Origin of the sequence: Halostella sp. PRR32, assembly GCF_034808085.1 — an archaeon.
In the GTDB taxonomy this organism is placed as follows: domain Archaea; phylum Halobacteriota; class Halobacteria; order Halobacteriales; family Natronoarchaeaceae; genus Halostella; species Halostella pelagica.
Genome location: NZ_JAXHGL010000003.1, coordinates 66,101 through 91,059 on the forward strand (window position 1 = coordinate 66,101; position 24,959 = coordinate 91,059).

Sequence of the window (24,959 nt, forward strand, 5' to 3'; positions counted from 1 at the left end):
GGTCCCGTACGATCGCATACGCCCCCATTACGCGGCGGCGCTTGTGAGCGTTCGGATCGGGCGACCGCTACCGTTCGCCCGCGACACGCGACCCGCACTCACCGGCCAGAACGGCGGCGACGTACACCGCGATGGCGGCGAGGACGATGGTCCCGCCTGCGGCCGTCCCGTACCCGTAGGAGACGGTCACGCCGACGACGACCGCGATCTCGGCGGCGACGACGGAGAGGACGAGCGACTGGCGGAAACTCCGCGCGACCTGCGACGCGGCCGCGACCGGCACGACGAGCATCGCGGCGACGAGGATTATCCCCATGATCTGCATCGCAGCGACGACGACGCCGGCGGTCAACACGACCAGCACGCGGTTGTACAGCGTCACGTCGATGCCGCCGACCCTCGCGGCGGTTTCGTCGAACGTGGCGTACGTGAGTTGCTTGTACGTCACCGCGACGGTTCCGACGACGAGCAGCGTCAGGACGACGAGGTGGCGGACGTTCTCCTCGGTAACGGTGGCGAGACTGCCGAACAGGTACTGCCTGATCCCGACCGATATCCCGCCTTCCAGACTGATCAGAACGCTCCCGAGGGCGAACCCGCCGGTGAGGACGATCGCCATCGAGACGTCGCCGTAGGCGTCCGTCCGGTCCGCGATCCACTCGATCACGAGCGCTGCAAGCACCGCGACGACGAGGGCGGCCAGCTCCGGCGACACCGGGACGGCGAAGACGGACCCGACGAACAGGCCGATCGCGACGCCGGCGAAGGCGGTGTGGGCGAGCGTCTCGCCGACGAGCGCCATCTCCCGGTGAACGAGGAAGGTCCCGACCAACGGCGCGACGACGGCGACGCAGATACCCGCCAGGAACGCGCGTTGCATGAACCGGAAGCCGAGCATTTCGACGAAGTCAATCATGGGTGTGGTGGAGGACACGCTGGTTCGCGCCGTACGCCTGCGAGAGTGCGTCGCTCTCGACGAAGCCGTCCGGGTCGCCGTGATACTGTAGCGAGCAGTTGATGCAGGCGATGCTCGTCGCGCGGGTCGTCACGACGCCGATGTCGTGTTCGACCAGCACGATAGTCATGCCGTCGTCGTTCAGGTCGGCAAGCAGGTCGTAGAACGCGGCACGGGACTCGGCGTCGACGCCCACCGCGGGTTCGTCGAGGACGAGCAGGTCGGCGTCACCGGCGAGCGCCCGGGCGATGTACGCGCGCTGGCGCTGACCGCCCGAGAGGTCGCTGACCTTCCGGTCGGCCAGACCGTCGACGCCGACCGTCTCCATCGCTCGGTCGACGGCCGAGCGGTCGTCTCCGCCGAGTCGGCCGAACCCCGCGTGCGGGTACCGTCCCATCGTGACGACTTCGCGGACGGTGACCGGCATCCCGTCGGGCGACCGCGCGGCGTTCTGGGCGACGTAGCCGATCCGCTCTCCGTCTCCGAACTCGTGGGCCGGTTCGCCGAACAGTCGAACGGCACCGCTGTCCGGGCGGTGGAGGCCGAGCACCAGCGAGAGGAGCGTGCTCTTCCCGGAGCCGTTCGGACCGACGAGCCCGAAGAACTCGCCGTCCTCGACGGAGAGCGAAACGCCCTCGACGACGGGCCGCTCCCCGTAGCCGAACGTGACGTTTTCGATGTCGACGACGCTCATTCCGCCCCGAGCGCCGCGCGAAGCGACGGCAAGTTCACGTTCTCCTGAACCTCGACGTACCCCCACTCGTCCGACGCCCACGCTTCGGTCTGGCCGGGGATCGGCGTGATAGGCAGCACTTCGCTCGCGTCGGTTTCCTCGACGAGTTGCTCCGCGGCGCGGTCTGACTCGAACACCGGTGCGAGCACGTGGTCGACGCCGTGGTGGTCGATAGCCTCCTGGGCTTTCAGGATATCCCGCTGTGACGGCGAGTCGTCGGGAGAGATCCCCGTCAGCGCGTGTACCTCGAACCCGTAGCGGTGGCCGAGATACTGGAAGGAGTTGTGGCCGGCGACGAGTACCGTCTCGCGGGACGCTGACGCTAACGCGGACTCGAACGCCTCGTCGAGTTCCGCGAGCCGCTCCCGGTATGCGGCCGCGTTGTCGACGTACGTCTCCTCGTTTTCGGGGTCGACCGCGACGAGTCCTTCGCGGACCGTTTCGACCGCGGTCGCCGCGCGCGTCGGGTCGAGCCAGAAATGCGGGTCGACGTCGCCGTGGTCGTGGCCGTCTCCCCCGCCGTGGTTGTCTTCCCCGTCGTGGTCATCCGACCCTGTCTCCTCAGTGTGGTCGTCTTCGTCCGCCTCGTGGCCGCCTTCGTCCGCCTCGTGTCCCTCGTGGCCCTCGTGGTCGCCGTCGACCGAGAGCAGGTCGATGCCGTGGCGCGCCTCGATCACTTCGACATTCGCGTCGTCGCTCTCGACGTTCCGGACGATGTCGTCGGCCCAGGGCTGGAACCCTTCGCCCATGAAGACGAACGCGTTTGCCGTCAACACGTCGCGCTGGAGCTGCCCGGAGGGCTCCCAGCCGTGACCGTGCTGGCCGACCGGAACCAGCGTGTCCGCGTCAGCAGCGCCGCCCGCAACGTTCGCCGCGAAGTCGCCCAGCACGAAAAACGACGACTGCACCGCCGTTTCGCCGTCGCTTCCGCCCGATACGGCGTCGAGACAGCCTGCGGAACCTGCGGCTATCGTTCCCGCTCCGATGCTCAGCAGCTCTCGTTTAGTAAGCTGGTTCACTGTGTTATTAAGAAAATCAGTAAATTTAATAAGACTTGCTATTCAGGAGTGTGAGAATAATATACACGTCTCTTCGAACTCGTTCGTCGATGACGAGGTATGGACCACAGCACGGCCAGTGCGCGGCGAAAAGAGTACTCGACGCTGCGAACCGCTCAGTTTTCGATCTTCTCGACGACTTCTTTCGCCTTTTCCCGGGCCGTGTCCTCGCCTGCCTGTTTCTTGATCAGGACGCTCTGGACCTCCCAGTCGTCGCTGTCTTCCCGCTTGCCGGTTCGGACCTCGCTCCCCTCGGAGACCGAGTCCGACGCCTCGTCGGCCCAGTCCGGCGTGCGGATCGTGTCGAAGTCGTCCGGGTCGCGGAACCGGACGTGGTAGTAATCGTCGCCCTCTTCGACAGTGTCGACGGCTGGCGTGCTGGCCATACGTTTCTCTCCCACGGAAAGCGGCAAAAGTGTCGTTCTCAGTGTACTGACCGGACCGGCACCGTGATCCGTCGAGCGCTAGGCGGGCGCGACGCCGTCGCCCTCGTACTCGCGGACGGCCCCGACGATAGCGTACACGAAGGGCGTGTCCGCGACGGCGATAGCGAGTTTCAGCAGGTACTGGCCGACCATCAGTTGCGCGACGACGGTCAGGGGAAGCGCCCGACCGAGGCCGAGGAGCGCGGGTGCGACGAGGAAGGCGACGGTGACGAAGATGACCGTATCGATCGCCTGACTAGTGGCCGTCGATCCGACGTTGCGGAGCCACAGCGCGTCGCCGTCCGTGTACTCGCGGAGGCGGTGGAAGACGATCACGTCCCAGTTCTGGCTGACGACGTACGCCAGTAGGCTCCCGAGAACGACGTTCGTGCTCGCGCCGAGTGCCGCCTCGAAGACGTCCGGTGCGACGCCGTTGCCGGCGGCCGGCGCGGTGATGGTCGACCACACGAGCGCCAACACGACGAAGTTCATCGCGAACGCCACGTTGACGACCACCTGCGCCGCGCGACGGCCGTACAGTTCCGCGTAGCAGTCGCTCGCGAGGAAGGTCACGGCGTACGCGAGCGCGGCACCGGGCAGTATCAGCGTGCTGCCGGTCACCGGGAGCGAGAACGGGAGTTCGAACGCGAGGATCTTCGTTGCCGTCAACTGCGCCGTCACGAGCGCCGTCACGAACAGGGCGATCAGTCCGACCTGTCCGACCGGCAGCCCGCGACCGTACGTATCACTCATACCGAGAGGCGATGCACGACGCTTCCTTCAGTCTCCCGGCTCGGCGACGCACGGTATCACGCCGACTCGACGCCGTCACTGGCGTCTCGGCGCGACCCAACTCGTCGCTGCCCGGCACTCTCAACTCGTCGCCATCGCCGGGACCTCGACGCGACTCAGCACGTCGTCGACGACGGCGGCTTTCTCGACGGCGTTGACCGACGCCTCCGTCGTGAGAACGAGGCGATGTGCCAACACAGGGTGTGCGACCCGCTTGACGTCGTCGGGCGCGACGAAGTCGCGTCCGGCGAGGACGGCGTGGGCGCGGGCGGCCTCGAACAGGCGCTGGACTCCGCGCGGCGAGACGCCCACCTCGACGCGGGGATCGGAACGCGTCTCGCGACAGAGGTCGACGATGTAGCCGCGAACCTTGTCCTCGACCGTCACCGTCTCGGGCACCGCCTGGAGGTCCGGCACGTCGGCACCGTCGACGACTGTGTCCACCTCTGGGGCCTGTTCGTGCCGGTTCGACCGTCGCTTGAGGAGTTGAAGTTCGCCGCCGCGGCCGGGGTAGCCCATCGCCGTCTTCACGACGAAGCGGTCGCGCTGGGCCTCGGGGAGTTCGAACGTCCCCTCCTGCTCGACGGGGTTCTGCGTCGCGATGACGAAGAAGGGGTCGGGGAGGTCGTGCGTGTCGCCGTCGACGGTCACCTGTCCCTCCTCCATCGCCTCCAGCAGGGCGGCCTGGGTCTTCGGCGGCGCGCGGTTTATCTCGTCCGCCAGCACCACGTTCGCGAACACGGGACCCTGGTTGAACTCGAAGGTGCCGTCGGTCTCGTTGTACACGTGGGTCCCCGTGATGTCGCTCGGGAGGAGGTCCGGCGTGAACTGGATGCGGTTGAACGAGAGGCCGAGCGCCGTCGCCATCGACCGGGCGGTGAGCGTCTTCCCGGTTCCGGGTACGTCCTCAAGCAGGACGTGCCCCCGGGCGAGAACGCCGAGGAGGACGGTTCGAAGGAACTCTCGGTCGGCGATGACTGCGTCGTGGACCGCGTCGAGAACCGAGGAGGACTCGGCGGCGGCCTCGTCGACAGTGCGTTGCGGGGCGTCGCTCATCGTCTCACCGTAGCGGGGGCCGGTACGTATGCTTTCGGCTTCCCGGCGGTTGGGGTCGCTCCTCGGGCGAGCCAGCGAGTTTCCCGTTTACAGGTTCTGCGGAAAGCATCAGATAAAATCAATCTTTCATCGCCGCGGTTAACAGCCGAACGTTCGTCCCGAACTGACTGAGGAGCGCACGCGGGAACCGCTTTCGCGCACCTGACAGAGCGTCGTCCAGCGCCGCGTTCGCGTCCTCGAACACCCCGCCCCCGTGACCGAACAGGATCCGGTCCGGTTCGAGTTCGCCGAGCGTCTCCCGCGGCGGAAACAGTCGATGCGAGAGGGCCACGCCGACCCGTTCGTCGCTCACCGTGTATCCCGGGCCGGATCCAAGCAGATCCGGAACGATGAGTGTCCCGTCGCTCTCGCGATATGCGATCGCTTCCTGCCACAACGAGAGGGGTTCGACCCGAGTGACGTGGAACCCGGAATCGCCGAACGTCGTCTCGTACCGTTCGATAGGGGCGCTCACTCGCTCTGCGACGCGGTCCATCCACCGGGGAACGTAAACGGCAACGTCGTGACGGTTCGCGATAGCGCCGGCGTCCCGCGCGTGATAACTGCACAACACGGCGACACCGGCCACGTCGCCGAGTTCTTCGAGGAGGTCATCGATCCCTCGCGCGTCTACTGGGTCGATGACCCAGACGCCGTCGTCGGCTCTGATCGCGTGGCTCGCGCGCTCACCCTCCTCGTTCGGATGGGCCAGCCAACTGACACCGCCGCTCCATCGGCCGATCACCTGGAACTCCGTTGCGGAGGACCGTTCGTAGACGGGCATACGAAGATTTCTACCCACGAACGCCTTTAAAATTACTTCATGAGATGACACTACCTACCTACCGGACCTCAACTGATCCCCGGCAAACGGTCAGCGCAACCGCGATAGCAACAACAGCGTCCCGACGAACGCCGCAACCGCGCCGGCGGCGGCGAGGGTTCCGTCCGGAATCGAGCGCCGCATGAGGCCGTGCAGGGCAAACGCCGACAGGACGGTTCCGACGCCGACGGCGGCGCTCGTCAGTGCGTGTGTGAGTTCGCCCTGTCTGCTCCAGGCGTTCCGTCCCAGTTCCTCCGTCACGCCGACGCCGAACTCCCCCACGTCCCAGGCGACTATCGCCGTCGCGACGCCGACGTACACGACGACCGGCCGGTCGCCGATGACGCCCGACACCAGTGCGGCGACGAACAGGCCGCTACTCGCGACCGAGACGGGGGCGACCCGGTCGGTCAGGAAGCCCAGCCAACCGAGTACAGCCACCGCTCCTGCGAGGACCGTAAACAGGAGCAACGTGGCGGAGACGACGAGCAGCGCGACCGGCGTCTCGCCGACGACTCTGACCAGTTCCTCAAGCACCGGTATCGCGATGGCCGGCGTCCTGTCGCGAACTCTCGCGAGTACTGGTTCGGTAAACAGTACGACGGCGGCGACGAACGCTAACCCCGACGCGAACGGAACGATCCGCGGGGCCAGGTCCGACGCGGCGGCGTTGCGCGCCCACAGTAGCGCGTCGACGACGGTAATGACGACGAGGCTGCCGGCGAACGCGAACACGAGCAGCGTCCGCAGAAGCGACAGCGACGCGATGCCGCCCAGCAGGGCGACGACCGGTCCGGGTAGCGCCTCGTAGTGGCCCGCCCCGACGAGAGTCAGTATCCCGAGGAGAATGCCCGCGGGCGCGGCGAGACGGTACGTCTTTCTGAGGGTTTTGCGAGCGGTTCTGACCTGTTCGACCCGCCGCTCGACGTTCCGATTCCGCGCGAGTTCGGCGACCGGTAAGCGGTCTATCGCCGCCCGGACGACGTAGGCGCTGACCGCGAGCAAGAGGAGGAAGTCGGCGATTCGGGGCCCCGGTCCGGACGGCGCGACGAGTTCTTCCCACAGTCCGGCGAGGACCGGCTCGCCGACTGCGGCCGTCTCGACCGCGCCGACCTGCCACACCATCGCCCCGAGCGCGGTGACCGAAAGCGGGAACAGGGCGTACCCGAACCGGGAGATAGCCACCGTGAGCGTCCGGTTTCCGAGACTACCCGTCCAGAGGACGCCGAGGCCGCCGCTGGCGACGACGAGAGCGAGCGCCCGCAGCGCCCGTATCGGGGGGCCGCTCGCGATAGATATCAGGTCCCCCGCGAGCGACGCGCCGGCGGGAGCGAGGAGGAGACATCCGAGCGCAAGCATCTCCGGTTCGTCCTCGTTCAACAGCGACAGCGCCACGGCCACGACGAACGCGGTGAGGCTGCTTTCGACGACCTGACCGAACACCGTGCTCTGAGACCCGACGAACAGGACGCCTGCGCCGACGATGGCGGTGACGAGCAGGCGACTCGTCTCCGGTGGCGACGCGTCGCCGTTCGCCGCGCGGTCCGGGGAGACGAACGGCCGCGTCAGCTTCATTGCATCCCCTCCAGCGCGTCGGCGAGGGCGGTCGCCAGCGGCGCGTTCGGATGCCAGTCGATGACCGGAACCCCCGTGTCGCGGATGCTAGCCAGGCGGACGTCTCGTTCGAGCGTCGCGATCCGCTTCCCGGGTGAATCGTCTGTCGTGACACCGGGCGAAACGACCGTCACTGCGTGGCCGTGGGCTGAGAGCGTCCGCGTCACGTCAGCGGGGTAGTCGTCGACGAACGGACTGACGAACAGTATCTGCGTGTCCCCCGAGAGGCGCTTTCGAAGTTCGGCGAGCGCGTCCGACCCTGCGCCGCGCGCCGTTCGGGTGACGCCGCTGCCGTCGGCGACGCTCCGCTCGGCCCCCGGCGTCTCGATCACTTCGGAAAACAGGCGCTCGGCGCGGGCCCGGAGCTCCGGTCCGCTCGACGGGTCGACCCACGCGATATCGGGGGTCGACCCGCCGTCTTCGACGGCGGCGACGCCGACCTGATGGTCGGCGTTCGCCAGCGTCCCGACCAGCCGCGCCGCGGCGTACACGCCGAGGTCGACGCCGCTCGGCGCGCCCGCTACCGGCGCGATATCACATTCGGACCTGGCGTCGAGAACGACGACGATCCGCGCGGCCTGCTGCCGGCGGTAATCGATCGTCGTCAGCGACCCGCTCTTCGCGAGGTGTCGCCAGTCGATCCTGCTCGGCGGGTCGCCGCTCCGGTACTCGCGGGTTGCGTAGAACTCCACCCCGGGTCCGCCGGTATCCGTCGGCAGTTGCCCGGTAAAGCCCGTCGTCTGCTCGTGAAGCGGCACGTCGTCGACGCCGACCTCGCAGGTGAGGCGAGCGACGCCCGCAACGCGAACTGACGCGCTATCGTACCGCGTTGCGCTCGCGTTTCGCGTCCGAACCGTCGGCGGATCGAACGCGTACTCGCCGCGTCGCGCGGTCACTGAGTACGCGACCGTCTCGGTCTCGCCCGGTCTGAGGGCGAACCCGGCCCGCGGCGATCCGTCGATCACCTGTAGCGGGTCGGGCACCCCGTCGACGATGCGGACATCCGGGAGCGACTGCTCCGTCGCGTTCGTCACTCGCAGCGTTACCTCGACCCGCTCGCCGGGCATCGGGGCCTCGGGCCGAACCGTGCGCTCGACCCGAACGGCGCGCTCCGCAGGGGTCGTCCCGGAGAGCGCTCCGAACAGGACGAACCCGAGCGGGATCGCCGCCGCCGCGACCAGCGCCTGCTCGCCGCTGACGATCCCTGCCGATACCAGCGCGGCGCTCCCGGCGACCGCACCGCTCCACCGCGACACAGACCGCATCAGCGACGCACCTCCGCCTCCTCCGGTCTCCGGTCTGTCACCGCGTCGGTACGCCCGCTGCTCGCCATCCCGCCGTCGTGCCAGCGGCGTTCGTGGCGGTCGAGTTCGCGTTGCAGCGCGTCGACCGTCCGCCGTGCCCGACGCTCTGTTTCGCGCTCAGGTGCGAGCCACGCCCTCAGACGCTCACCGAACGTCCACTCGGGCGTCCGTTCGTCCCCGAGGAAGGCGGCCGCGACGCGGTCGTCAGTCCAGGTCCCCGTCGCGACCATCGCCTCGATGTCGGCGTCGTCAGGCCGTGTCCGCGCGAGCACTGTCGTCGCCGTCGAGCGGAGACGCACAGCCGGTTCCGACCCCCGCGGACCACCGATACCGATGCTCCGGTCGCCGACCTGTTCGACTGCGTCGTCGAACCCGCCCCCGGCGACTGTCGTGTCCGTTGTCGCCTCCTCCGGGGGCATCGTCACGAGCGAGTCGCCCGCGCCGCCGGTGTCACCCCCGGAGCGGACGGTCCAGAGGACGGCTATCAGGCCCACCGCCGCGACGGCGATGGAGACTCTCGAATCGCCGACCGCTCCGACCGCGGATTCGGCCGGGGCGCGGAGCGCGGCGGGGACCAGATCCGGGGCGAAGCCGAACGCCACGCCGGCGGCCACTCCCACCGCCCCGAGCGCGATCACGGCGCGTCGCGTCGGAACTGTCATCGGTCCTCCGTCCGGTCGCGCAGTCGGTCGAGCGCCCGCCGGGCCGCCGAGAGACGCCCCTCGTCCGGCGGGTCGTCGGCGTACTCCGACCGCCTGAAGGCGTTCGTCAGTCTGTACACCGGTCCGTCCGGAAACCCTCTCTTGACGGCCGAGCGGGCGATGTCACCGGGAGTCTGCGTTCGCCAGCCCCGCGGCGAGACTATTCTGACGAACTCCCGCCAGACCGCCCGGAGCGAGCGCTGGGCCTCGGTTACGTTCTCGTCGGGTGTCGCGCTGATGACGTTCCTATCGGCCCCGTCTCCGGCGCTCGCGGCCGCCCGTTCGTCAGCCACTCCGAACAGTCGAAGTATCGGGCGACACAGCCGTCGGAGCAACGCGACCGCGGCGGCGACGACGCTCAGGGCCGTCATCCCGGCGACGAGCGCCCGCAGTCGGTCGGGTATCCAGTCGAGCCGGTCCGCCGCCCGCCGCGCGAGGCGCGCGACGCCGTCGAGGCCGTCGCTCAGCGCGACGATGACGGCGAGACCCGCCCCTGCCAGCCAGCGCAGGCCGTTTCGCACGTCGTCCGCGGTCACGTCGCGCCGCCGCGCGGAGGCGACGACTCCCGCGAGGGTCCCGAGGAGGATGGCGACGCCGACAGCGATCGGAAGGAAGAGCCAGTCGAGCGCCGTTTCCGTCCGCCGCCCGTCAACCGAGGCCGCGAGCGTCGCGCCGTTCGACAGCGGCAGCGACACGGACAGTTCGCCGTTCGCGTCGGTCGTTCCGACGGCGTCGCCGTCGACGTACACGGTCGCGTTCGATACGGGCTGATCGTCGACCGTGACGGTCGCGGTGGCGTTTCGTCCGGCGACGGCTAGCCCGTCGACGCTCACGCCCAGTTCGCCGAGTTCGATCTCCGTCTCCCCGCTTACGGTCCCGCGCTCCGCTTCGACCGTGATCCGGTCGCCTGCGTCCTCCGGGATCGCCACCGCAGCAATGCCCCCGACGTCCGTCTCGCCGACCGCCCGGCCGTCGACGCGGACCGTCGCGTTCCGCATCGGTTCGCCGCCCGCCCTGACGTACAGGTCTACTGTCGCGCCCGGCGTCGCCGTCCCCCTGACCTCGAAGTCGACGGCCGTGTCAACGTCGTACGTTCGACTCCCGTTTTCCTCCTGAGCAGTCGACGTTGTGGGCACCCAGTTGCCGACAGTAGTCGGCTCGCTCGACTTGCCCGGCCCGGCCGACGGCCCCGCGGCGAACGCGTATCCGTCGCCTCGCGGCCTGACACTCACTTCGAGCTCTCCCTCGTACGGCACCGTCCCGGTCACCTCTCCGCTCGAATCGGTGACGCCGATCTCGTCGTCGTTGAACGAGACGACGACGCCCTCCACGGGCGTGCCGCCTTTCTCCACCGTCACGGTCACGTCGCGTCCCGGTGCGGGCGTGCGGTCGAGGTCGATGTTGTACGGCGGCCCGGCGTTCGAGATCGACTCGTCGCTCGGTTCGTACGTCTCGTTCGGTCCGGTTTCGACGTCGTGGGGATACTCCTCACCGTTTCCGGTCTGGTTCTCTATCGCCTGTTGCTGAGTCGTCTGCCGGTCGGCCGCCGGCGTCGGGTCGAACTTGACCCAGCCGACGTCCTCGAAGTACACCTCGACCCAGGCGTGGGCGTTCATTCCGCGCACCTGATAGCGCCCGTCGTCGGTCGGTTGGCCCTGGCTGTACCCCACGACGTAGCGCGCGGGGATGTCCTGCGACCGGAGCATCACCGCCATCGTCGTCGCGAAGTACTCGCAGTACCCCTCGTCCATCTCGAAGATGAACTGGTCGGCGACGGGTTCGCCCGACTCGTGGGAGGCGTCGAGCGAGTAATCGTGGTTCTCCTTCAACCACTTCTGGATGGTCTTTGCGCTGTCGTAGTCGGTCCGGTCGTTCGCCGTCAGTTCGCTAGTGAACTCCTCGACGCGGTCCGGCGTCGTAGCGGGGAGTTGCGTGTACGTTCTCTCGTCTCCCGGGAACTCCGTCCCGGCCCTCCGGAGCGTCGCGGGATCCGGGTCGACCCGATAGCTCATGACGGTGTACTCTGTGCCGTCCGGAACCGACTGCTCGGGGATGAGCGCCCCCCGCCGCTCGAACACGCCCGTATCGGCATCGACGTCGACCGGCCGATAAGCCGCAGGGAGCGTACTCGCTGGGCGTTCGAGTTCTATCTGCTGCTCGACGAGTTGTCCGTCGCCGGGTGGCCGCTGGCCAGTCACGTCGCTCGCGGTTCCGAGGTTCTGCCACCCCGATCCCTCGTACTCGGCGTACGCGCCGGTGCGCCAGTAGGCGGGTTCATCGCTCTCCACGTAGAAGTGCGTCTCCGCCGACTGGTTGCGCAACGCGCCGGACTGGTCGCCCAGCGATCCGCCGACCCCCGTCGAGTCCCCCGGGTTCAACGCCCCGAGTCCGGAACTGGCAGCGGGATCGCTCCCGCTCGCAGTACCGCCCGGATCAGTGCTCCCGCTGCCGGGTTGGTCGAACAGCGTCTTGTCGATACTGCCGCCGCTGAGCGGGGCCGCAAGCGCCGGCATCACCGTTCCGGCTATCACCAGCCCGATCGCACAGCAGACGGCCAGCGCCGCTCGACTGAGGTCGCGGCCGCTCGCTGACGGGCTGTTCGACGCGTCCTGTCGGTCGTCGTCAGGGGATCGAGATCCGGCCATAGATCGTGTTCACGGCCGGTGGAGGGGGACCGGCCAGTTCGGTTATGTTGGTAGTATGCCGACATCGTAATAAGTCTTCGAGGTGCCATACGGTGACGGTAGGACGCCCTGGCGGGGGTAGGATCGCTCGGATTCGAACTACGCCGTCGGATCGCCCCGTTCGCCGCGGTCGATTTCGAATCCGCGGGCTATCCGCTCCTCACGTCCGTTCGTCGCAGAAATGGGCCCGCTCGGATTCGAACCAAGGAATCGCCCGGTTATGAGCCGGGCGCTTTACCAGACTTAGCTACGGGCCCTCAGCCACCAATTGGAGGGCCCGCTTTTCAAGTCTTTTGAAGCGACTGCGTCAGAGTGCGTCGACGAAAGAGAGAAAGGAGCGCCGCCGACAGGGCTCGAACCTGTGACAACCTGGGTAACAACCAGGTGCTCTACCAGCTGAGCTACGGCGGCACGTGCGTCACTTCCGAGTAGCGGAGGGCATTTGATATGGCTTTCGTTTCCGCCCCACGGCGCGGGGCACCGACACGCTTTCGGCGCGACGGTGAGTACCGAACGGCGATGACGGACGACGACGCGTTTGACGCCGCCGTACGGGCGGTTCGCGAGGAGATAGATCCGGGTCCCGAGGAACGCGACCGCCTGTCGGCGACCGCGGCCGAACTCGTCGAACGCGCAGAAGACGCCGTCGCGGATCTCGACGCCGACGCGGACGTGATACTCGTCGGGAGTACGGCACGGAAAACGTGGATCAAGGGCGACCGCGACATCGACGTGTTCGTCCGGTTTCCCCCCGAGATCGACCGCGAGACGCTCGAAGAGTACGGCCTTCGCGTCGGCAACGAAGTCCTGCCGGACGGCCACGAGGAGTACGCCGAACACCCCTACGTTACCGGCGAGTACGACGGGTTCGACGTCGACCTCGTACCGTGTTACGACGTGCCCGCGGCGACCGAGATACAGTCGGCCGTCGACCGCACGCCGTTTCACACCGAGTACTTGCGCGAACGGCTTGACGACGACAGCGCCGCGGACGTACGCCTCGCAAAGCAGTTCCTCAAGGGGATCGGCGCGTACGGAAGCGACCTCCGGACGCGGGGGTTCAGTGGCTACCTCACCGAACTGCTCGTTCTGGAGTACGGCGATTTCCGCGGGTTCGTCGAGGCGGCGGCGGACTGGAACCCGCCGGTCCGTCTGGATCCGGAGAACCACGGCGCGCGTGAGACCGCGTCGCCCTCTCGGAACGACGAGGGCGGCACCGCCGACCTCGCTTTCGACGACCCTCTCGTCGTGATAGACCCAACGGACCCCGAGCGCAACGTCGCGGCCGTCCTCTCCGCGGACAACCTCGCCCGCCTCCAGCACTACGCCCGCGAGTTACTCGACGACCCGCGTTCCGACCTGTTCTTCCCGTCCGAACCGACCCCGCTCTCGGCGGACGACGTCCGCGCGCATATCGCCGAACGCGGGACGACGCCCGTCGCCGTCCGGTTCGACGCGCCCGACATCGTCGAGGACCAACTGTACCCGCAACTCCGAAAGTCGCTTTCCGGCGTGACCGACGAACTCGACCGCCGCGGGTTCGACGTCCTCCGCGCGACGACGTTCGCCAACGACGACGACGCGGTCCTGTTCGCGGAACTGGCCGTCGCCGAACGCCCCGCCGTCGAACGCCACGAGGGCCCGCCCGTCCACCTCCGCCAGCACGCGACGGGGTTTTACGAGAAGTACGCCGACAACGGCCGTCAGTCGGACTCCGAGTCCCGAGACGGCCAGTCCTCGGGCCGGTTCGGTCCGCCCTACGGTCCGTTCGTCGACGGCGACCGCTACGTCGCCGAGCGACGCCGGGAGCACGCGACCGCCGCGGGCTTTCTGGAGAGCGACGCGCTGTTCGACGGCGGCCTCGGCGTGACTGTCGAGGACGCGCTCAGAGAGGAGTACGACGTGCTGGTCGGCGACGACGTGGCGGCTCTCGCCGAAGCGTTCGGCGTTGAACTCGCCCGCTACTTCTCGCCCAGGCCGTGAACACGGCGCAGTTCGTCACGTAATCCGTCGACGTCGTCGTTGACTTCGTTTTCGGGTTCGACCGGTGACCGGCCGTCGAACACCTCGTGGACCATCCTGACGCCCTCGGCGAGCACGTCCAGGCCGTAGCCGCCTTCGAGGACGAACCCGAGGGCGGCGTCCGTGTCGTCGGCGATGCTCCGAACCCGGTCTGTGAGAACGCCGTACCCCTCCGTAGAGACGCGCATCCGCGATATCGGGTCGTGGCGGTGGGCGTCGAACCCCGCGCTCACGAGCAGTAGGTCGGGGTCGAAATCGACGAGTGCGGGCGTCACCACCGTCTCCGCGACGCCGGCGTATTCGGCGTCACCCGATCCGGCCGGGAGCGGGACGTTCATCGTGTACCCGCCGCCCGCCCCCTCGCCCGTCTCGTCCACTTCTCCGGTCCCGGGGTAGATGCCGTCCTCGTGGATCGAGACGAAGAACACGTCGTCGCGGTCGTAGAATATCTCCTGAGTGCCGTTGCCGTGGTGAACGTCCCAGTCGATGACCGCGACGCTGTCGACGCCCGCGTCGTTGTCCAGTGCGGCCTGGGCGGCGACGGCGACGTTGTTGACGAAGCAAAACCCCATCGCGTCGTCGGTGACAGCGTGGTGTCCGGGCGGACGGCCGATCGCGAACGGGGTCTTGCGACCGTCTTCGCCCGCGAGCGCGGTTTCGGCCGCCCACTGTGCGAGGCCCGCGCTCTTCAGGGCCGCGTCCCACGTGCGTTCGACGGCCACCGTGTCGGGGTCCCAGTTGCCGCCGCCGTCGTCGCAGAACTCGCGGAACTCCGCGACGTACTCCGGGTCGTGGACCGCCTCGACGGCGGCCGGGTCTGCGGACGAGGCGTCGACGTACGAGACGCCGTGCTCCCGCTTCAGACCCTCCCGGATCGCTCGGAGGCGGTCCGGCGTCTCCGGGTGGCGCGTGCCCGTATCGTGGTCCAGGCAGACCTCGCTGTAACCGAACTTCATCAATCGAAGAGCGTGAAGTACGTCTCGATGTCCTCGGCCTTAATCGTTCGCCGGTCGGCGTGACGCGCCAGCGTCGCCGCCGCGGCGGCCACGTTGTCGGCGTAATCTTCGAGGATGTCCGCCAGAGCGATCCTGGCGTCCATCGAGACGCGATAGCTGTTATCTATGGTCAGGCGTGCGATGCGGTCTACCGGTGCGACCGGCAGTTCCAGTGAATCCTTGTCGACTACCTGTTCGACGCCGAAATCCTCCGCCATTAGCGTCTTCCGCCCGTCCTCGGTGGCGTGCTCCGCGGCGTCGACCGCCAGCGTCGCTCCGTGTTCCTGAATACGACGAGCCAATTCCTCGGCGGCCTCTGCACTCACGCGCAACTCCCCGGCGTTGCGGCGAATAATGGTGTCGACCGGGGCGAACGGTAACTCGACGCTCATACCCAAACCCGGGTGGGACGCACCCTTAACCTTTTTCGTAGTGACGATCCACCGATCTGCGCTCGTTTCAGAACACGTCGTCCGCGTCGATGCGGCCGTCGGCGGCGGTCCCCCGGACCGTCACTTCCTGTCCTAACCGCACGTCGGCGTCGGTTTCGACGCTCATCGTCTCCTCGCCGTCGTCGAGGACGACCGGGTCGCCAGCCTGGACGACGGTCCCGGTGAACTCTACTTCCTCGCCGTCCACGGTGACCGCCGCGGCCCCGCCGCCATCGCCGGACCTGTCGGTCGCGGCGGCTTGGGTCGGGTCGTCGCTCGCTGTACCGTCGCGGCTCGCAGTCGAACTGCCGTCGTCCGCGTCGTCGCCGAACGCGTCGAGACCGGTCGTCCCGTCGTCGCTTTCGGCTCCGCCCGAAACGCCGTCGGACTCGCCGAGTACGGTCACGGTCGACTGCCAACCGGCGGAGGCTTCGATGTCGTCTTGCCACCCGTCCTGGATCTCGACGTCCGTCAGCGCGATCTCGTCGCCCGGAGCGATGTCCTCGTCCGCCTTGTCGCCCCACAGGGCGACGCGGATATCTCCAGTGTCGTCTTGCACGCGGACGTTGCGGACCTGGCCCTCGCTCCCGTCGTCGCGGTCGAACGTGCGTTTCGGGTCGGCCGAACGGACGACGCCGCTGATGTCGACCGTCTGGCCGATCTCCAGCGTCTCGATCGGCGTGCTCTCGGGGGTGTACTCTATCTCCTCGTCTATCTCCTCGACCGCGCCGCGGTCGCCGACGTGGAGTTCGAGCGACCCGTCCCGTTCGCGGACGTAGCCATCGACTACTTCGACGGCGTTACCCGACGACAGTTCGTCGGCGTGGTCGGCCATGTCGTCCCACATCGTCACGCGAACTTTGCCGGTCGAGTCGCCGAGGACGAGGTTCGCCACCTTCCCTTCGCTCCCGTCGTCGCGGTCGAACGTGCGGACGGACTCGGTGTCCAGCACTTTGCCCGCGAGGTTCACGTTCGAGAGGCCGAGCGAGAGGTCCTCGACGCGGTACGCGTCCTGGATCTGTACGTCGATGTCGTCGGTTACGTCGGGGTCGACGTCGTTGACGTTGACCTCGACGCCGTTGTACCCCTCTTTCGGGCGGCCCTTGACGGCGATCACGTCACCTACTGCGAGTTCTTCAGTGGCGCTTGCGGCCATCTTGTCCCAGAAGGTGACGCGGATAGCCCCGGTCTCGTCCGCGAGTTCGACGTTGACGACCTGCCCGTCTTCCTCCTCTTCGCCGTCCCGTTCGAACGTCCGAACCTCGCCGACGCCGGTCACCTTCGCGGTGAACTCGACGTCTTCCATCCCCGGTTCCACGTCGGCGACGCCGTCGACCTCGCTCTCGTCGAGTTCGTGGGCGATGAGCATCGCCGCAGTCTCCTCGTCCGCGAGTCCGCCCATCTGGTCGACCTTCTCCTCGACGGCTTCCCGGAACTCTTCGAGGGAGACGTCCGCATCGAGATCCTCGTAGACGTCCTCTATCTCGCCCATGAATATACGGACAGGCAAGGTTGGACCGCGCTTAAGCGTTGTCCTTGCCCATTCGGCCCGCCGCAGTCTTGCGATCGGCGCTTCGCTCTTGTGTCCATCTCGCCGGTTGCTTGCGCCCCGATAGCTGATAAACCCTCGCTACGGCGAGGCGGTCGTAACGGTCGTGGTCTCTTCCTGCCTGCGGTGTTTTACGGTCACTGTTTCAGGAACACCTTCTTCGAACCCGACCGACCCCTCGTACTCGACGACTCCCACGCACTGCATGCAGGCCTTGCCGTCCGAGGCTACGCCGATGACGACGACGAACTCGTCGCCGTCGTACTTGGCTGATTCGAACGCCGCCTCGTGACACGGGTCCGGTGCGCTGACGACGCCGCTCAGGTCCACTTGACCGTCACCGAACGAGACGCTCGCGGTCTCCGAATCGCCGGACGACTGACAGTCCGTGTTCGTAGTGCTGATCGATCTGGCTGTGACATCCGACGCTCCTCCGCCGGCCGCTTCTTCCGTCGTCGTTTCTCGGTTCGTCTCCTCGTCGTCCGTCGCTTCTGTCGTGGTGTCCTGGCTCGTCTCCCCGTCGTCTGTCTCGTCTGTCTCCGTGCTACCGTCGTCGTTACCCCCGTCGTCCGGGTCGGACAGACAACCCGCTCCCGCGCCGACTGCGACTGCCGCCGCCACCGACGTCCGCCGAAGCACATCGCGTCGTTTCATGAATTCACATCAGACAGCGTTGGGAAAAGCCCTTGTGTACGGTCAAAGGCGGTTTTGACCTTCCCCGGACGCCGATCTGACGATGAGTCCGTCCGTCCGGACGCCGGCGGTCGTTCTCCCGTGTCACCGTGCCGCACCCCGTTTGTAGACCGTAACCGCTTTACGTATCACCCGGAAACGTAGAGTTGAGTCCGGGTAGGGTAGTGGACTATCCTCTTGGCTTGCGGAGCCAGGGACCGGAGTTCAAATCTCCGTCCGGACGCTTCTCACACGTTTTGTTTCTGAACAGCAGTTACTCCGTTTCACGGTTCGCCTACCGACCGACTGAGTGGATGGTCGATACGTCCGTCAGAGCGTTCTGGACCGGTTACCGCGAGGCCGCTCCGTCTCCCGCGTCGTTCGAGCGTCTGCGAACTCCGCGTCTGCCGAGCGAAAGGCGTTAGGGCCGGAGCGGCCAACTCCGGATATGCGCGACCACCTCCGAGCGGGCGTGGCAGTGTACAACGCCGGCGAGTACCACGCCGCGCACGACGCCTGGGAGGACTACTGGCTCGACCTAGAGCGAGACACCGACGACGAGCGACTGCTTCACGGTCTGATTCAGTTCACCGCAGTGGTGCATCACGCTCGCCAGCGAAACTGGCAGGGCGTTGCCGGTCTCGCCGAGAGCGCGACCGAGTACCTCGCCGGCCTGCCCGACGAGTACCGCGGGATAGACGTCGCCGCGGTGCGGTCGGCTCTCGCACGCTTTGACTCGGACCCGGAGCGGATAGAGCGGTCGCCGCCGCCGCGTCTCGTCCACGAGGGAGACCCCGTCACGCCGGACGACCTCCGGTTCGGCCCGTCGGCTATCGCGGCCCGGATCATCGCCGAGGAGTCCGAGCGGTTCGACGAAGACGTACTGGAACAGGGGGCGGCCTACGCCCGCGACGACCTCGACTCCGGACAGGGAACGAGCGAGTTCGTCACGTTCGTGATGGATTTCGCCCGGTCCCCGGACGACCGCGACATCATCTACCAGCGACTCGCAGAACACGTCGCACAGCGCGACCACCGGGCGTCGGACGTCGCCGGGCTGTTCGACTAGTCCGCCGCCTGAAGGCGGAGCGTCACGACGCTACCGCGGGGGTCGTTATCGTCGAACCGTACCTCGCCGCCGAGGGACGTGACTATCCAGTTGACCAGCCACAGACCGAGACCGCTCCCGTGGTCGAGTTGGGTTATCTCGCGGTTGCCGGTGAGGACCTCCCGCTCCGTCTCCGGGATGCCCGGCCCGTCGTCGCGGATCTCGATCTCGACCCAGTCGTCGACCCGTCTCCCGGTGACGCGGACCGAGGGGACCGCGCGATCGGTGTGTTCGACCGCGTTGTCGAGGACGTGTTCGAGCGCTCGTCCGAGTCCGTCGTCGGCCTCCACGGTGAGTCGGTCGGGGAGGTCCGTGCTCAGATCGACCGCCGTATCGCCGTGTGCGGCGACCACCCGGTCGACGAGCGCAACGACATCGACCGGATACCGGTCATCGTCGTCACGGTCGAGCGTTCGCTCTATCTCGCGGATCTTGTTGCTCAGGTCCGCGACCTCGTTCGCCGTCTGCTCTATCGCCGTCGCCGCCGACTCGATGTAGTCCGCATCGGCGTCGGGGTCGACGAGTTCGGCGTAGCCGCTGATGACGTTCATCTCGTTACGCATGTTGTGGCGGAGTACCCGGTTGAGCACTTTCCGGCGGCGTTCACGCGTCTTCCGGTCGGTGATGTCCGTGTAGATGCCGTAGCCCTCGTACTCGTCGCTCTCGTCGCTTCGGTCGATCGGCACGCCGCGGAACAGGAAATGCCGGATCCCGTCCTCGGTCTGCCGACGGATCTCGGCTTTGACGCGCCCGTCCGTCACGACGCGTTCGTCGAGATCGGCCGCGTTTCTCCGCTCGTCCGGCGGGACGACGAAATCATTGAGTGGCTCCCCGGCTATCTCCTCGGCGTCGTAACCGAACGCGTCCTCGAAGGCTCGGTTGACGTCGCGGACGAGCGGTTCGCCGCCCTCGAACGACGTGCGGACGACGGCGTCCGGAATGTTCTCGAACAGCGCCGACAGCCGGTCGCGCTCCTGTTCGAGTTCCGCTCTCACTCGTCTTCGGTCGCTGATGTCCCGCACGACGCCGACCACGCCGTGTAACTCGGTGTCCGGACGGGAGAGGATCGCGCTGTCTATCTCGACTGGGATCCGCTCACCGTCCGCCGTGGTCACGTCCGTCTCGACGACGGTCCCCGTTCGGTCCCCACGCAGGAGTGCCCGCTCGTCGTCCGTATCGGTGATGACGGTGGAGACGTGCGCGCCGAGCAGATCCGCCCGTCCGTAGCCGACCATCGCGAGAAACGGGTCGTTGACGAGCAGGAACGCGCCGGTCTCGTCCAGCACGCACACCCGGTCTTGGACCGTTTCGAATATCTGCTCGTATCGTTCGAGTTCCCGCTCGCGCTCGCGGAGTAGTTCGACCCGCTGCGCTCGTTCGAGTGCGACCTCCACGTTGGCGGCGAACAACTGCGCGAAGTCGATGTCGTGGTCGGCGAACTCCCGTCGCTCGGTCGACGAGGTGACCAAGACGCCGTGACTTCCGAGCGGGATCTGGAGTTCCGTTCGAACCTCCGTGTCCGGGTTGTAGACGTGGTCCGCCTCCCGGATGTCCGGATAATAGACGAGTTTGCCGGTTTCGAACGCGCTCCACACGATAGACTCGTCCGGCCCGAAATCGGGAATGTCCCCGAACAGGTCTCGCGTCTCCTGCGTACTGGCGACCGGTTCGAGACGCTCGGTCTCCTCGTCGTAGAGAAACACCGAGGTAAGCGACAGACCAAGTACGTCCTTCGCCGCTTGGACGGCGATATCGCAGATCTCCGTTCGCGACTCTCCGGCCATCAAGTCACGGGTGGCCGCGTGCAGTTCTGCGAGCGTCTTCTCGTGTCCGTCGCTCCCACCGTCGGTATCGCCGATCGATCCCGTGCCGAGCGGCCGCGTCGCCGGATCGCCGGGCGCGCCGGTCACGGAACGGATCCGCTTCGCGAGTCGGTCCTCAGCGTCGGGTCCGTTCCGCAGGACGTACTCGGCCGCGCCGGCCGTGATAGCCTCGCTCGCAAGCGTCTCGTCGCCGTCGGCGGGAAACAGGATAACCGGCAGGTCGGGGTACTGGCATCCGAGCGTCTCCACGAGGCTGAGGCAGTTCATCTCCCCGAGGTCCTGTGCGCAGACGACGCAGTCGGCCTCTCCCCCGGTCTCGACGGCGGCGTTCTCGCTCACCGCATCGACGTCGATCCCGTCCCGTTCGAGCGCCGCTACGCTGTTTTCGTCGCCGCCGACGTAGAGCACTCGGATGGACGACTGCATTACGGTACCGCCGACAACGGAACCCCCACATATAAGCTGTTTTGCCGATCCGTTCAGTTCGGTGTTTACCGATCCGTTCAGTTCGGTGCCCGCGGCGTCGGGAACTGACCGGTCGGACCCCGCGAGTAGAAGAAAGAGTTATTTCGACCCGAACTCTTCGTTCATCTATGGCTCAAAATCCGGTCGAGGACAATGTTGTCACGCGGTTCCTCCTCGGCTTAGCGGTCTTTGCGGCCATGGCGATCGGCGGACAGGCGGTCGCTATGTCGTTTCTCTCCCTCGGTGTCCCGTACTCGAAATGGGTCGGCGTCGGTGTCGGAGCAATCGCCGTATTCATCGCGTTTACCGCGCTCTACAGGCGCTACGATGCGTCCTACTCCGCCGAGTAACGAGGCGTCTTCTCATGCTGTCGGCTGTCCTCCCTTGCAGAATATCGGGCTCCCGGGGGTCCGAGTATCGTTCCGAAGGTACAGCCGACAGTATCACACGGCAGGCGGAGCGGTTCACCGATACGCCGCCTCCGCTTCGGGAGCGCCCTGCGAGGATCTGAATTACCCCCGAACTTGAGCGGTACCGCGCTTAGCTTCCTTCAGAAGCCCGCTCGTCGCCGTCCCACGCGGCGGAGTTGTCCTGCGGGTCGTATCCCAGCACCTCACGGGCGCGGTCGATGGAGTAGTACTTCCGGTCGTTGTCGCTGATGCCGTAGACGATCTCGTACTCGTAGTCGGCCCGGAGCGCGCGGTCGAAGAGGTGGGCGCAGTCGCGGTAAGAGAGCCACATCGCCTGCCCGCGCTCGTAATCTATCGGCGGGTGCGATTCGGTGAGATTGCCGATGCGGACACAACAGACCCGCAGGTCGCGGTGGTCGTGGTAGTAGCGCCCGAGCACCTCGCCGGTCGCCTTCGAGACGCCGTAGAGGTTGCTCGGCCGCGGAAGCTCGGTCCCGTCCAGTCGGTACTCGTCGTGCGAGCGGTACAGTCCCGGCGTTCGCTCGTCGGTTTCGTACGCCCCGACGGCGTGGTTCGAGGAGGCGAAGACGACGCGGTCGACGTCGGCGTCGGCCGCCGCCTCGAACACAGTCTTCGCCCCGTCGATGTTGTTCGTCAGCACGCTGTCCCACGGCGCTTCCGGGCGCGGATCCCCGGCGAGGTGGATCACCGCGCCGACCCCGTCCATCGCGTCGCGGATCGCCTCCTCGTCGGTCACGTCCGCGACGACGAACTCACCGGGCTGGTCGCCGGTCGGCGGGTCCCGGTCCAGCAGACGCCACTCGTACTCGTCCGCCAGACCACCGAGGATCGCCTGCCCGACACGGCCCGACGCGCCCGTGAGCAAGACAGGGTCGTCCATTCGTGTGTTTCCAGAGGATACCGGGATAAGAAACGTGCGATCCGTTCCGTCGCCGCTGCGCCGACGCGCTCTCGGGACCCGAACGCACTTGCCCCGGGCGACCATCCGTCCGGCCATGGATCCGACCGACAGGGAGGCCGCCTGCTTCGAGGCCGGCATCAAGTTCGGGTCGCTGTATCACCAGTTCGCGGGCACGCCGGTGAGTCCGGAGAGCGCCGCGAGCCTCGAACGGGCGATGGCGGAGGCCATCGAGAACCAGCCGTACTGCGAATCGGTTACCGTCGACGTGTTAGACGAGGCTCTCGCCGCCGAATTAGCGGAGCAGTCGGCAGACTACACGGAACTAACCGGGCGGTTCGTGGAAGTCGAGATGCGGATCGAGTACGAGGGCGTCACCGCCCGGACGCGGATGGAGATGGAGGGCGACTACCCGCTGATGAAACTGGTCGATGTCGGCGAATAGCCGTTTCGGGCGCGCCATCGTCGGATTACACTTCCGCTTTCGGGCAACCTTTTAAAGCTACCCGCGTGGAATGTCAGCACATGAGTCAATCCAGTCTGGACGACGACGAACTGTTCGGCGAGGCGGCTTCCGAGATGCGGTCGGACGTCGAGGAATCACTCGACGCCGCGCGGTCGGAGCTGCCCGATAGCGACGATGTTTGGGAGACCGACGCCGACAACGTACTCGGCGTGCTCAACGGGCTTCGGTCCGCACTGGACGCCGGCGAGGCGGAGGACCACCTCCGCGACGCCAAGAAGTGGTTCACGATGGGCCAGCGAGCGGACGCGTTCGACGACGCCGACGACCTAGAGGAGGCTATCGGGGACCTGGAGGAACTCGTCGAGGAGATGGAAGAGGCGGCCGACCAGGTCGGCGACCTCACTGCGACGGTGCCGGACCTCCGCGGGTCGCTGGACGAGGCCGAGACCGAGACCGAGGAGGCCGAGGACGACGGCGACGAAGCCGACGAGGAGTGATACGGACTGTTGTACGTCATTTCCGGATAGCGCCGACACGGGGTCGGCGCATACCGATACACAGTTACAACTCTCACTATACGGGTTCGACGGCGGAGGTTCACCTGTCCGGCGGCCGGGAGATGTCCCGCTCCGCGACGGCGGCCAGCAGCTCAGCGAGCGCCGCGGCGGCCAGGTCGAGCAGTTCCGCGCCGCGAGCGGCGTCCCCCTGAGCGGGGTCGCCCACCACGCCGTTTTCCGTGAACTCGGCCGAATCGTAGGCGAGGTTCGTGCCGCTCACCCAGTCGCCCCAGCCGTCACTGGCACCGTCGCGTGCCGCCTCGATGCGATCCTCTCGCACCGACTCGGGGCGGACGTGCCGCAGGAGTGCGGTTTCGAGGGGGCCGCCGTGACCCATGTCCGCGGCGTGGTCGCCGACGGCGTCGAACCAGGTGAACGGGACGGCGTACGCCTCGTCCTGTCGGGTTATCGTCCCGGCGACTTCGCGGAGAGCGGGGACGTTACCGCCGTGACCGTTCGCGAGGACGACGCGGTCCCAGCCGTGGTACGCGAGGCTGTCGACCGTCTCTCGGACGTAGTCGCGGAAGGTGTCCTCGCTGACCCACAGCGTCCCAGGGAACTGGCGGTGCTCTTCGGCCACGCCGACCGAGACGGGCGGCGCGACGACCACCTCGCCGTCGTACGCATCGACGCCCGCTTCGGCGACGGCTTCGGCGGTGATGGCGTCGGTCCCGAGCGCTGCGTGGGGACCGTGCTGTTCCGTGCTCCCCACGGGTAGCACAGCCAGATCCGTCTCTGCGTCCGCGGCGTCCGTCCACGTGGCGTCGGTCAGATGCACGTTCCGAGACTGCACGTCGGCCGGCTTATATGTGGGGCAAACGGTTTGCCTTCGCTCGTCGTCGTTTCTCACGGGGGAAATCAGCATGACAGACGACGATACGGAGATGGGGGTCGATTTCGGCGAGTTGAACGACCAGATCGAGAATCACGAGTATCCGACAGATTCCGAGGAGTTACTGGACGAATACGGCGACGAAACAGTCACGTTCTCGGAAGGTGAGGCGACCGTCCGCGAACTCCTCGACCCGATGGGCGAACAGGAGTTCGCGAACGCCGAGGAAGTCCGTCAGTCCCTGCTCAACATGGTCGGCGACGAGGCGATCGGACGGAAAAACTACAGTGACCGAACCCCGCCAGCGCCCGGCGAGGACCGTCAGGACGAGGGAGCGCCCGGCCAGGACGTGTCCGAGGACCAGGAGTCATTTTAACGGCCTTTTTCGGCCCACACAGAGGGTAGTAACCCGAGGTTTCTCCGACTGTGTTGTGGGAGAGACTCCTGCGGTCGCTGTAACTGTGACTTACCTGGAGAAACAGAGCGCAACGGACTCTGTCTCTTATTCGGCCCGTGGCGATAGGGG

24 protein-coding genes and 3 tRNA genes are annotated in these 24,959 nt (G+C 67.1%); 7 read left to right on the forward strand and 20 right to left on the reverse strand.

The genetic code is table 11. The features are described from left to right. Nucleotides 1–67 precede the first annotated feature (67 nt). The 13 genes from SM753_RS10160 to SM753_RS10220 form a co-directional block, all read right to left on the reverse strand. A complete protein-coding gene (locus SM753_RS10160; protein ID WP_323191514.1) occupies nt 68–916 on the reverse strand; it encodes a metal ABC transporter permease in 849 nt (282 codons plus the stop codon). Further along, entirely contained in the window at nt 909–1,649 is a 741-nt protein-coding gene (locus SM753_RS10165; protein ID WP_323191515.1) for a metal ABC transporter ATP-binding protein, read from the reverse strand. The genes SM753_RS10160 and SM753_RS10165 overlap by 8 nt, the downstream gene beginning before the upstream one ends. Next, nucleotides 1,646–2,707 carry a metal ABC transporter solute-binding protein, Zn/Mn family gene (locus tag SM753_RS10170; protein WP_323191516.1) on the reverse strand — a complete coding sequence of 354 codons (1,062 nt, stop codon included), beginning with the start codon at nt 2,705–2,707 and terminating at the stop codon, nt 1,646–1,648. The genes SM753_RS10165 and SM753_RS10170 overlap by 4 nt, the downstream gene beginning before the upstream one ends. A gap of 155 nt (nt 2,708–2,862) precedes the next feature. Then, entirely contained in the window at nt 2,863–3,132 is a 270-nt protein-coding gene (locus SM753_RS10175; protein ID WP_323191517.1) for a hypothetical protein, read from the reverse strand. Between the two features lie 78 nt (nt 3,133–3,210). Next, nucleotides 3,211–3,924 carry a queuosine precursor transporter gene (locus SM753_RS10180; RefSeq protein WP_323191518.1) on the reverse strand — a complete coding sequence of 238 codons (714 nt, stop codon included), beginning with the start codon at nt 3,922–3,924 and terminating at the stop codon, nt 3,211–3,213. A gap of 120 nt (nt 3,925–4,044) precedes the next feature. Next, nucleotides 4,045–5,019 (reverse strand): MoxR family ATPase, encoded by a 975-nt coding sequence (locus SM753_RS10185; protein WP_138796564.1) that lies wholly within the window; start codon nt 5,017–5,019, stop codon nt 4,045–4,047. Between the two features lie 118 nt (nt 5,020–5,137). Continuing rightward, entirely contained in the window at nt 5,138–5,842 is a 705-nt protein-coding gene (locus SM753_RS10190) for a hypothetical protein (protein WP_323191519.1), read from the reverse strand. A 90-nt stretch (nt 5,843–5,932) separates the two neighbouring features. Next, entirely contained in the window at nt 5,933–7,456 is a 1,524-nt protein-coding gene (locus SM753_RS10195) for a hypothetical protein (RefSeq protein WP_323191520.1), read from the reverse strand. Then, complete coding sequence (locus SM753_RS10200; RefSeq protein ID WP_138796567.1) at nt 7,453–8,760, reverse strand: DUF58 domain-containing protein; 1,308 nt, start codon at nt 8,758–8,760, stop codon at nt 7,453–7,455. Before SM753_RS10200 ends, SM753_RS10195 begins: the two co-directional genes overlap by 4 nt. Further along, nucleotides 8,760–9,461: a hypothetical protein gene (locus SM753_RS10205; RefSeq protein WP_323191521.1), complete on the reverse strand. Its 702-nt coding sequence runs from the start codon at nt 9,459–9,461 to the stop codon at nt 8,760–8,762. The genes SM753_RS10200 and SM753_RS10205 overlap by 1 nt, the downstream gene beginning before the upstream one ends. Further along, complete coding sequence (locus SM753_RS10210) at nt 9,458–12,145, reverse strand: transglutaminaseTgpA domain-containing protein (RefSeq protein ID WP_323191522.1); 2,688 nt, start codon at nt 12,143–12,145, stop codon at nt 9,458–9,460. The genes SM753_RS10205 and SM753_RS10210 overlap by 4 nt, the downstream gene beginning before the upstream one ends. 221 nt (nt 12,146–12,366) lie before the next feature. After that, nucleotides 12,367–12,441, reverse strand: a tRNA-Ile gene (locus SM753_RS10215). A gap of 81 nt (nt 12,442–12,522) precedes the next feature. Continuing rightward, nucleotides 12,523–12,595: transfer RNA gene (locus SM753_RS10220), tRNA-Asn, on the reverse strand. Nucleotides 12,596–12,703: 108 nt separating this feature from the next. Between SM753_RS10220 and cca the strand changes: the two genes are divergently transcribed. Beyond that, nucleotides 12,704–14,167 carry a CCA tRNA nucleotidyltransferase gene (cca, locus tag SM753_RS10225; protein WP_323191523.1) on the forward strand — a complete coding sequence of 488 codons (1,464 nt, stop codon included), beginning with the start codon at nt 12,704–12,706 and terminating at the stop codon, nt 14,165–14,167. On the opposite strand, the gene SM753_RS10230 is transcribed toward cca, so the two are convergent. The 4 genes from SM753_RS10230 to SM753_RS10245 all read right to left on the reverse strand — a co-directional run bounded on the left by SM753_RS10230 (nt 14,146) and on the right by SM753_RS10245 (nt 17,835). After that, nucleotides 14,146–15,162, reverse strand: coding sequence for a histone deacetylase (locus SM753_RS10230; RefSeq protein WP_323191524.1), 1,017 nt, complete (start codon nt 15,160–15,162; stop codon nt 14,146–14,148). The genes cca and SM753_RS10230 overlap by 22 nt on opposite strands. Further along, a complete protein-coding gene (locus SM753_RS10235; protein ID WP_135533941.1) occupies nt 15,162–15,593 on the reverse strand; it encodes a histone in 432 nt (143 codons plus the stop codon). Before SM753_RS10235 ends, SM753_RS10230 begins: the two co-directional genes overlap by 1 nt. A gap of 67 nt (nt 15,594–15,660) precedes the next feature. After that, nucleotides 15,661–17,124 (reverse strand): single-stranded DNA binding protein, encoded by a 1,464-nt coding sequence (locus SM753_RS10240; RefSeq protein ID WP_323191525.1) that lies wholly within the window; start codon nt 17,122–17,124, stop codon nt 15,661–15,663. A 138-nt stretch (nt 17,125–17,262) separates the two neighbouring features. Further along, nucleotides 17,263–17,835: a hypothetical protein gene (locus tag SM753_RS10245; protein ID WP_323191526.1), complete on the reverse strand. Its 573-nt coding sequence runs from the start codon at nt 17,833–17,835 to the stop codon at nt 17,263–17,265. Nucleotides 17,836–18,024: 189 nt separating this feature from the next. Between SM753_RS10245 and SM753_RS10250 the strand changes: the two genes are divergently transcribed. Both SM753_RS10250 and SM753_RS10255 read left to right on the forward strand, forming a co-directional pair. Then, nucleotides 18,025–18,097: transfer RNA gene (locus SM753_RS10250), tRNA-Arg, on the forward strand. Nucleotides 18,098–18,301: 204 nt separating this feature from the next. Then, nucleotides 18,302–18,922 carry a DUF309 domain-containing protein gene (locus SM753_RS10255; protein ID WP_323191527.1) on the forward strand — a complete coding sequence of 207 codons (621 nt, stop codon included), beginning with the start codon at nt 18,302–18,304 and terminating at the stop codon, nt 18,920–18,922. Here the strand turns inward: SM753_RS10255 and SM753_RS10260 are convergent. Continuing rightward, nucleotides 18,919–21,210, reverse strand: coding sequence for a PAS domain S-box protein (locus SM753_RS10260; protein WP_323191528.1), 2,292 nt, complete (start codon nt 21,208–21,210; stop codon nt 18,919–18,921). The genes SM753_RS10255 and SM753_RS10260 overlap by 4 nt on opposite strands. A 167-nt stretch (nt 21,211–21,377) precedes the next feature. On the opposite strand from SM753_RS10260, the gene SM753_RS10265 reads away from it, so the two are divergent. Then, nucleotides 21,378–21,599: a hypothetical protein gene (locus SM753_RS10265; protein ID WP_323191529.1), complete on the forward strand. Its 222-nt coding sequence runs from the start codon at nt 21,378–21,380 to the stop codon at nt 21,597–21,599. 190 nt (nt 21,600–21,789) lie between these two features. Here SM753_RS10265 and azf read toward each other — a convergent pair whose 3' ends face one another. Then, complete coding sequence (gene azf / locus SM753_RS10270) at nt 21,790–22,560, reverse strand: NAD-dependent glucose-6-phosphate dehydrogenase Azf (RefSeq protein WP_323191530.1); 771 nt, start codon at nt 22,558–22,560, stop codon at nt 21,790–21,792. Between the two features lie 115 nt (nt 22,561–22,675). Between azf and SM753_RS10275 the strand changes: the two genes are divergently transcribed. Together SM753_RS10275 and SM753_RS10280 are read left to right on the forward strand one after the other, a co-directional pair. Beyond that, a complete protein-coding gene (locus SM753_RS10275; RefSeq protein WP_135533934.1) occupies nt 22,676–23,023 on the forward strand; it encodes a dihydroneopterin aldolase family protein in 348 nt (115 codons plus the stop codon). An 80-nt stretch (nt 23,024–23,103) separates the two neighbouring features. Beyond that, a complete protein-coding gene (locus tag SM753_RS10280) occupies nt 23,104–23,541 on the forward strand; it encodes a DUF5790 family protein (RefSeq protein WP_138796576.1) in 438 nt (145 codons plus the stop codon). Nucleotides 23,542–23,641: 100 nt separating this feature from the next. On the opposite strand, the gene SM753_RS10285 is transcribed toward SM753_RS10280, so the two are convergent. Then, nucleotides 23,642–24,379, reverse strand: coding sequence for a creatininase family protein (locus SM753_RS10285; RefSeq protein ID WP_323191531.1), 738 nt, complete (start codon nt 24,377–24,379; stop codon nt 23,642–23,644). Between the two features lie 85 nt (nt 24,380–24,464). On the opposite strand from SM753_RS10285, the gene SM753_RS10290 reads away from it, so the two are divergent. Continuing rightward, a complete protein-coding gene (locus SM753_RS10290) occupies nt 24,465–24,809 on the forward strand; it encodes a hypothetical protein (RefSeq protein WP_323191532.1) in 345 nt (114 codons plus the stop codon). The last annotated feature ends 150 nt before the right edge of the window (nt 24,810–24,959 follow it).

What these genes read in the sequence shown, in the direction of transcription:
- SM753_RS10160 (WP_323191514.1), bottom strand. Translation starts at nt 916, where the DNA reads ATGATTGACTTCGTCGAAATGCTCGGCTTCCGGTTCATGCAACGCGCG.
- SM753_RS10165 (WP_323191515.1), bottom strand. Translation starts at nt 1,649, where the DNA reads ATGAGCGTCGTCGACATCGAAAACGTCACGTTCGGCTACGGGGAGCGG.
- SM753_RS10175 (WP_323191517.1), bottom strand. Translation starts at nt 3,132, where the DNA reads ATGGCCAGCACGCCAGCCGTCGACACTGTCGAAGAGGGCGACGATTAC.
- SM753_RS10180 (WP_323191518.1), bottom strand. Translation starts at nt 3,924, where the DNA reads ATGAGTGATACGTACGGTCGCGGGCTGCCGGTCGGACAGGTCGGACTG.
- SM753_RS10185 (WP_138796564.1), bottom strand. Translation starts at nt 5,019, where the DNA reads ATGAGCGACGCCCCGCAACGCACTGTCGACGAGGCCGCCGCCGAGTCC.
- SM753_RS10190 (WP_323191519.1), bottom strand. Translation starts at nt 5,842, where the DNA reads ATGCCCGTCTACGAACGGTCCTCCGCAACGGAGTTCCAGGTGATCGGC.
- SM753_RS10195 (WP_323191520.1), bottom strand. Translation starts at nt 7,456, where the DNA reads ATGAAGCTGACGCGGCCGTTCGTCTCCCCGGACCGCGCGGCGAACGGC.
- SM753_RS10200 (WP_138796567.1), bottom strand. Translation starts at nt 8,760, where the DNA reads ATGCGGTCTGTGTCGCGGTGGAGCGGTGCGGTCGCCGGGAGCGCCGCG.
- SM753_RS10205 (WP_323191521.1), bottom strand. Translation starts at nt 9,461, where the DNA reads ATGACAGTTCCGACGCGACGCGCCGTGATCGCGCTCGGGGCGGTGGGA.
- SM753_RS10210 (WP_323191522.1), bottom strand. Translation starts at nt 12,145, where the DNA reads ATGGCCGGATCTCGATCCCCTGACGACGACCGACAGGACGCGTCGAAC.
- cca (WP_323191523.1), top strand. Translation starts at nt 12,704, where the DNA reads ATGACGGACGACGACGCGTTTGACGCCGCCGTACGGGCGGTTCGCGAG.
- SM753_RS10230 (WP_323191524.1), bottom strand. Translation starts at nt 15,162, where the DNA reads ATGAAGTTCGGTTACAGCGAGGTCTGCCTGGACCACGATACGGGCACG.
- SM753_RS10235 (WP_135533941.1), bottom strand. Translation starts at nt 15,593, where the DNA reads ATGAGCGTCGAGTTACCGTTCGCCCCGGTCGACACCATTATTCGCCGC.
- SM753_RS10240 (WP_323191525.1), bottom strand. Translation starts at nt 17,124, where the DNA reads ATGGGCGAGATAGAGGACGTCTACGAGGATCTCGATGCGGACGTCTCC.
- SM753_RS10245 (WP_323191526.1), bottom strand. Translation starts at nt 17,835, where the DNA reads ATGAAACGACGCGATGTGCTTCGGCGGACGTCGGTGGCGGCGGCAGTC.
- SM753_RS10255 (WP_323191527.1), top strand. Translation starts at nt 18,302, where the DNA reads ATGCGCGACCACCTCCGAGCGGGCGTGGCAGTGTACAACGCCGGCGAG.
- SM753_RS10260 (WP_323191528.1), bottom strand. Translation starts at nt 21,210, where the DNA reads ATGCAGTCGTCCATCCGAGTGCTCTACGTCGGCGGCGACGAAAACAGC.
- SM753_RS10265 (WP_323191529.1), top strand. Translation starts at nt 21,378, where the DNA reads ATGGCTCAAAATCCGGTCGAGGACAATGTTGTCACGCGGTTCCTCCTC.
- azf (WP_323191530.1), bottom strand. Translation starts at nt 22,560, where the DNA reads ATGGACGACCCTGTCTTGCTCACGGGCGCGTCGGGCCGTGTCGGGCAG.
- SM753_RS10275 (WP_135533934.1), top strand. Translation starts at nt 22,676, where the DNA reads ATGGATCCGACCGACAGGGAGGCCGCCTGCTTCGAGGCCGGCATCAAG.
- SM753_RS10280 (WP_138796576.1), top strand. Translation starts at nt 23,104, where the DNA reads ATGAGTCAATCCAGTCTGGACGACGACGAACTGTTCGGCGAGGCGGCT.
- SM753_RS10290 (WP_323191532.1), top strand. Translation starts at nt 24,465, where the DNA reads ATGACAGACGACGATACGGAGATGGGGGTCGATTTCGGCGAGTTGAAC.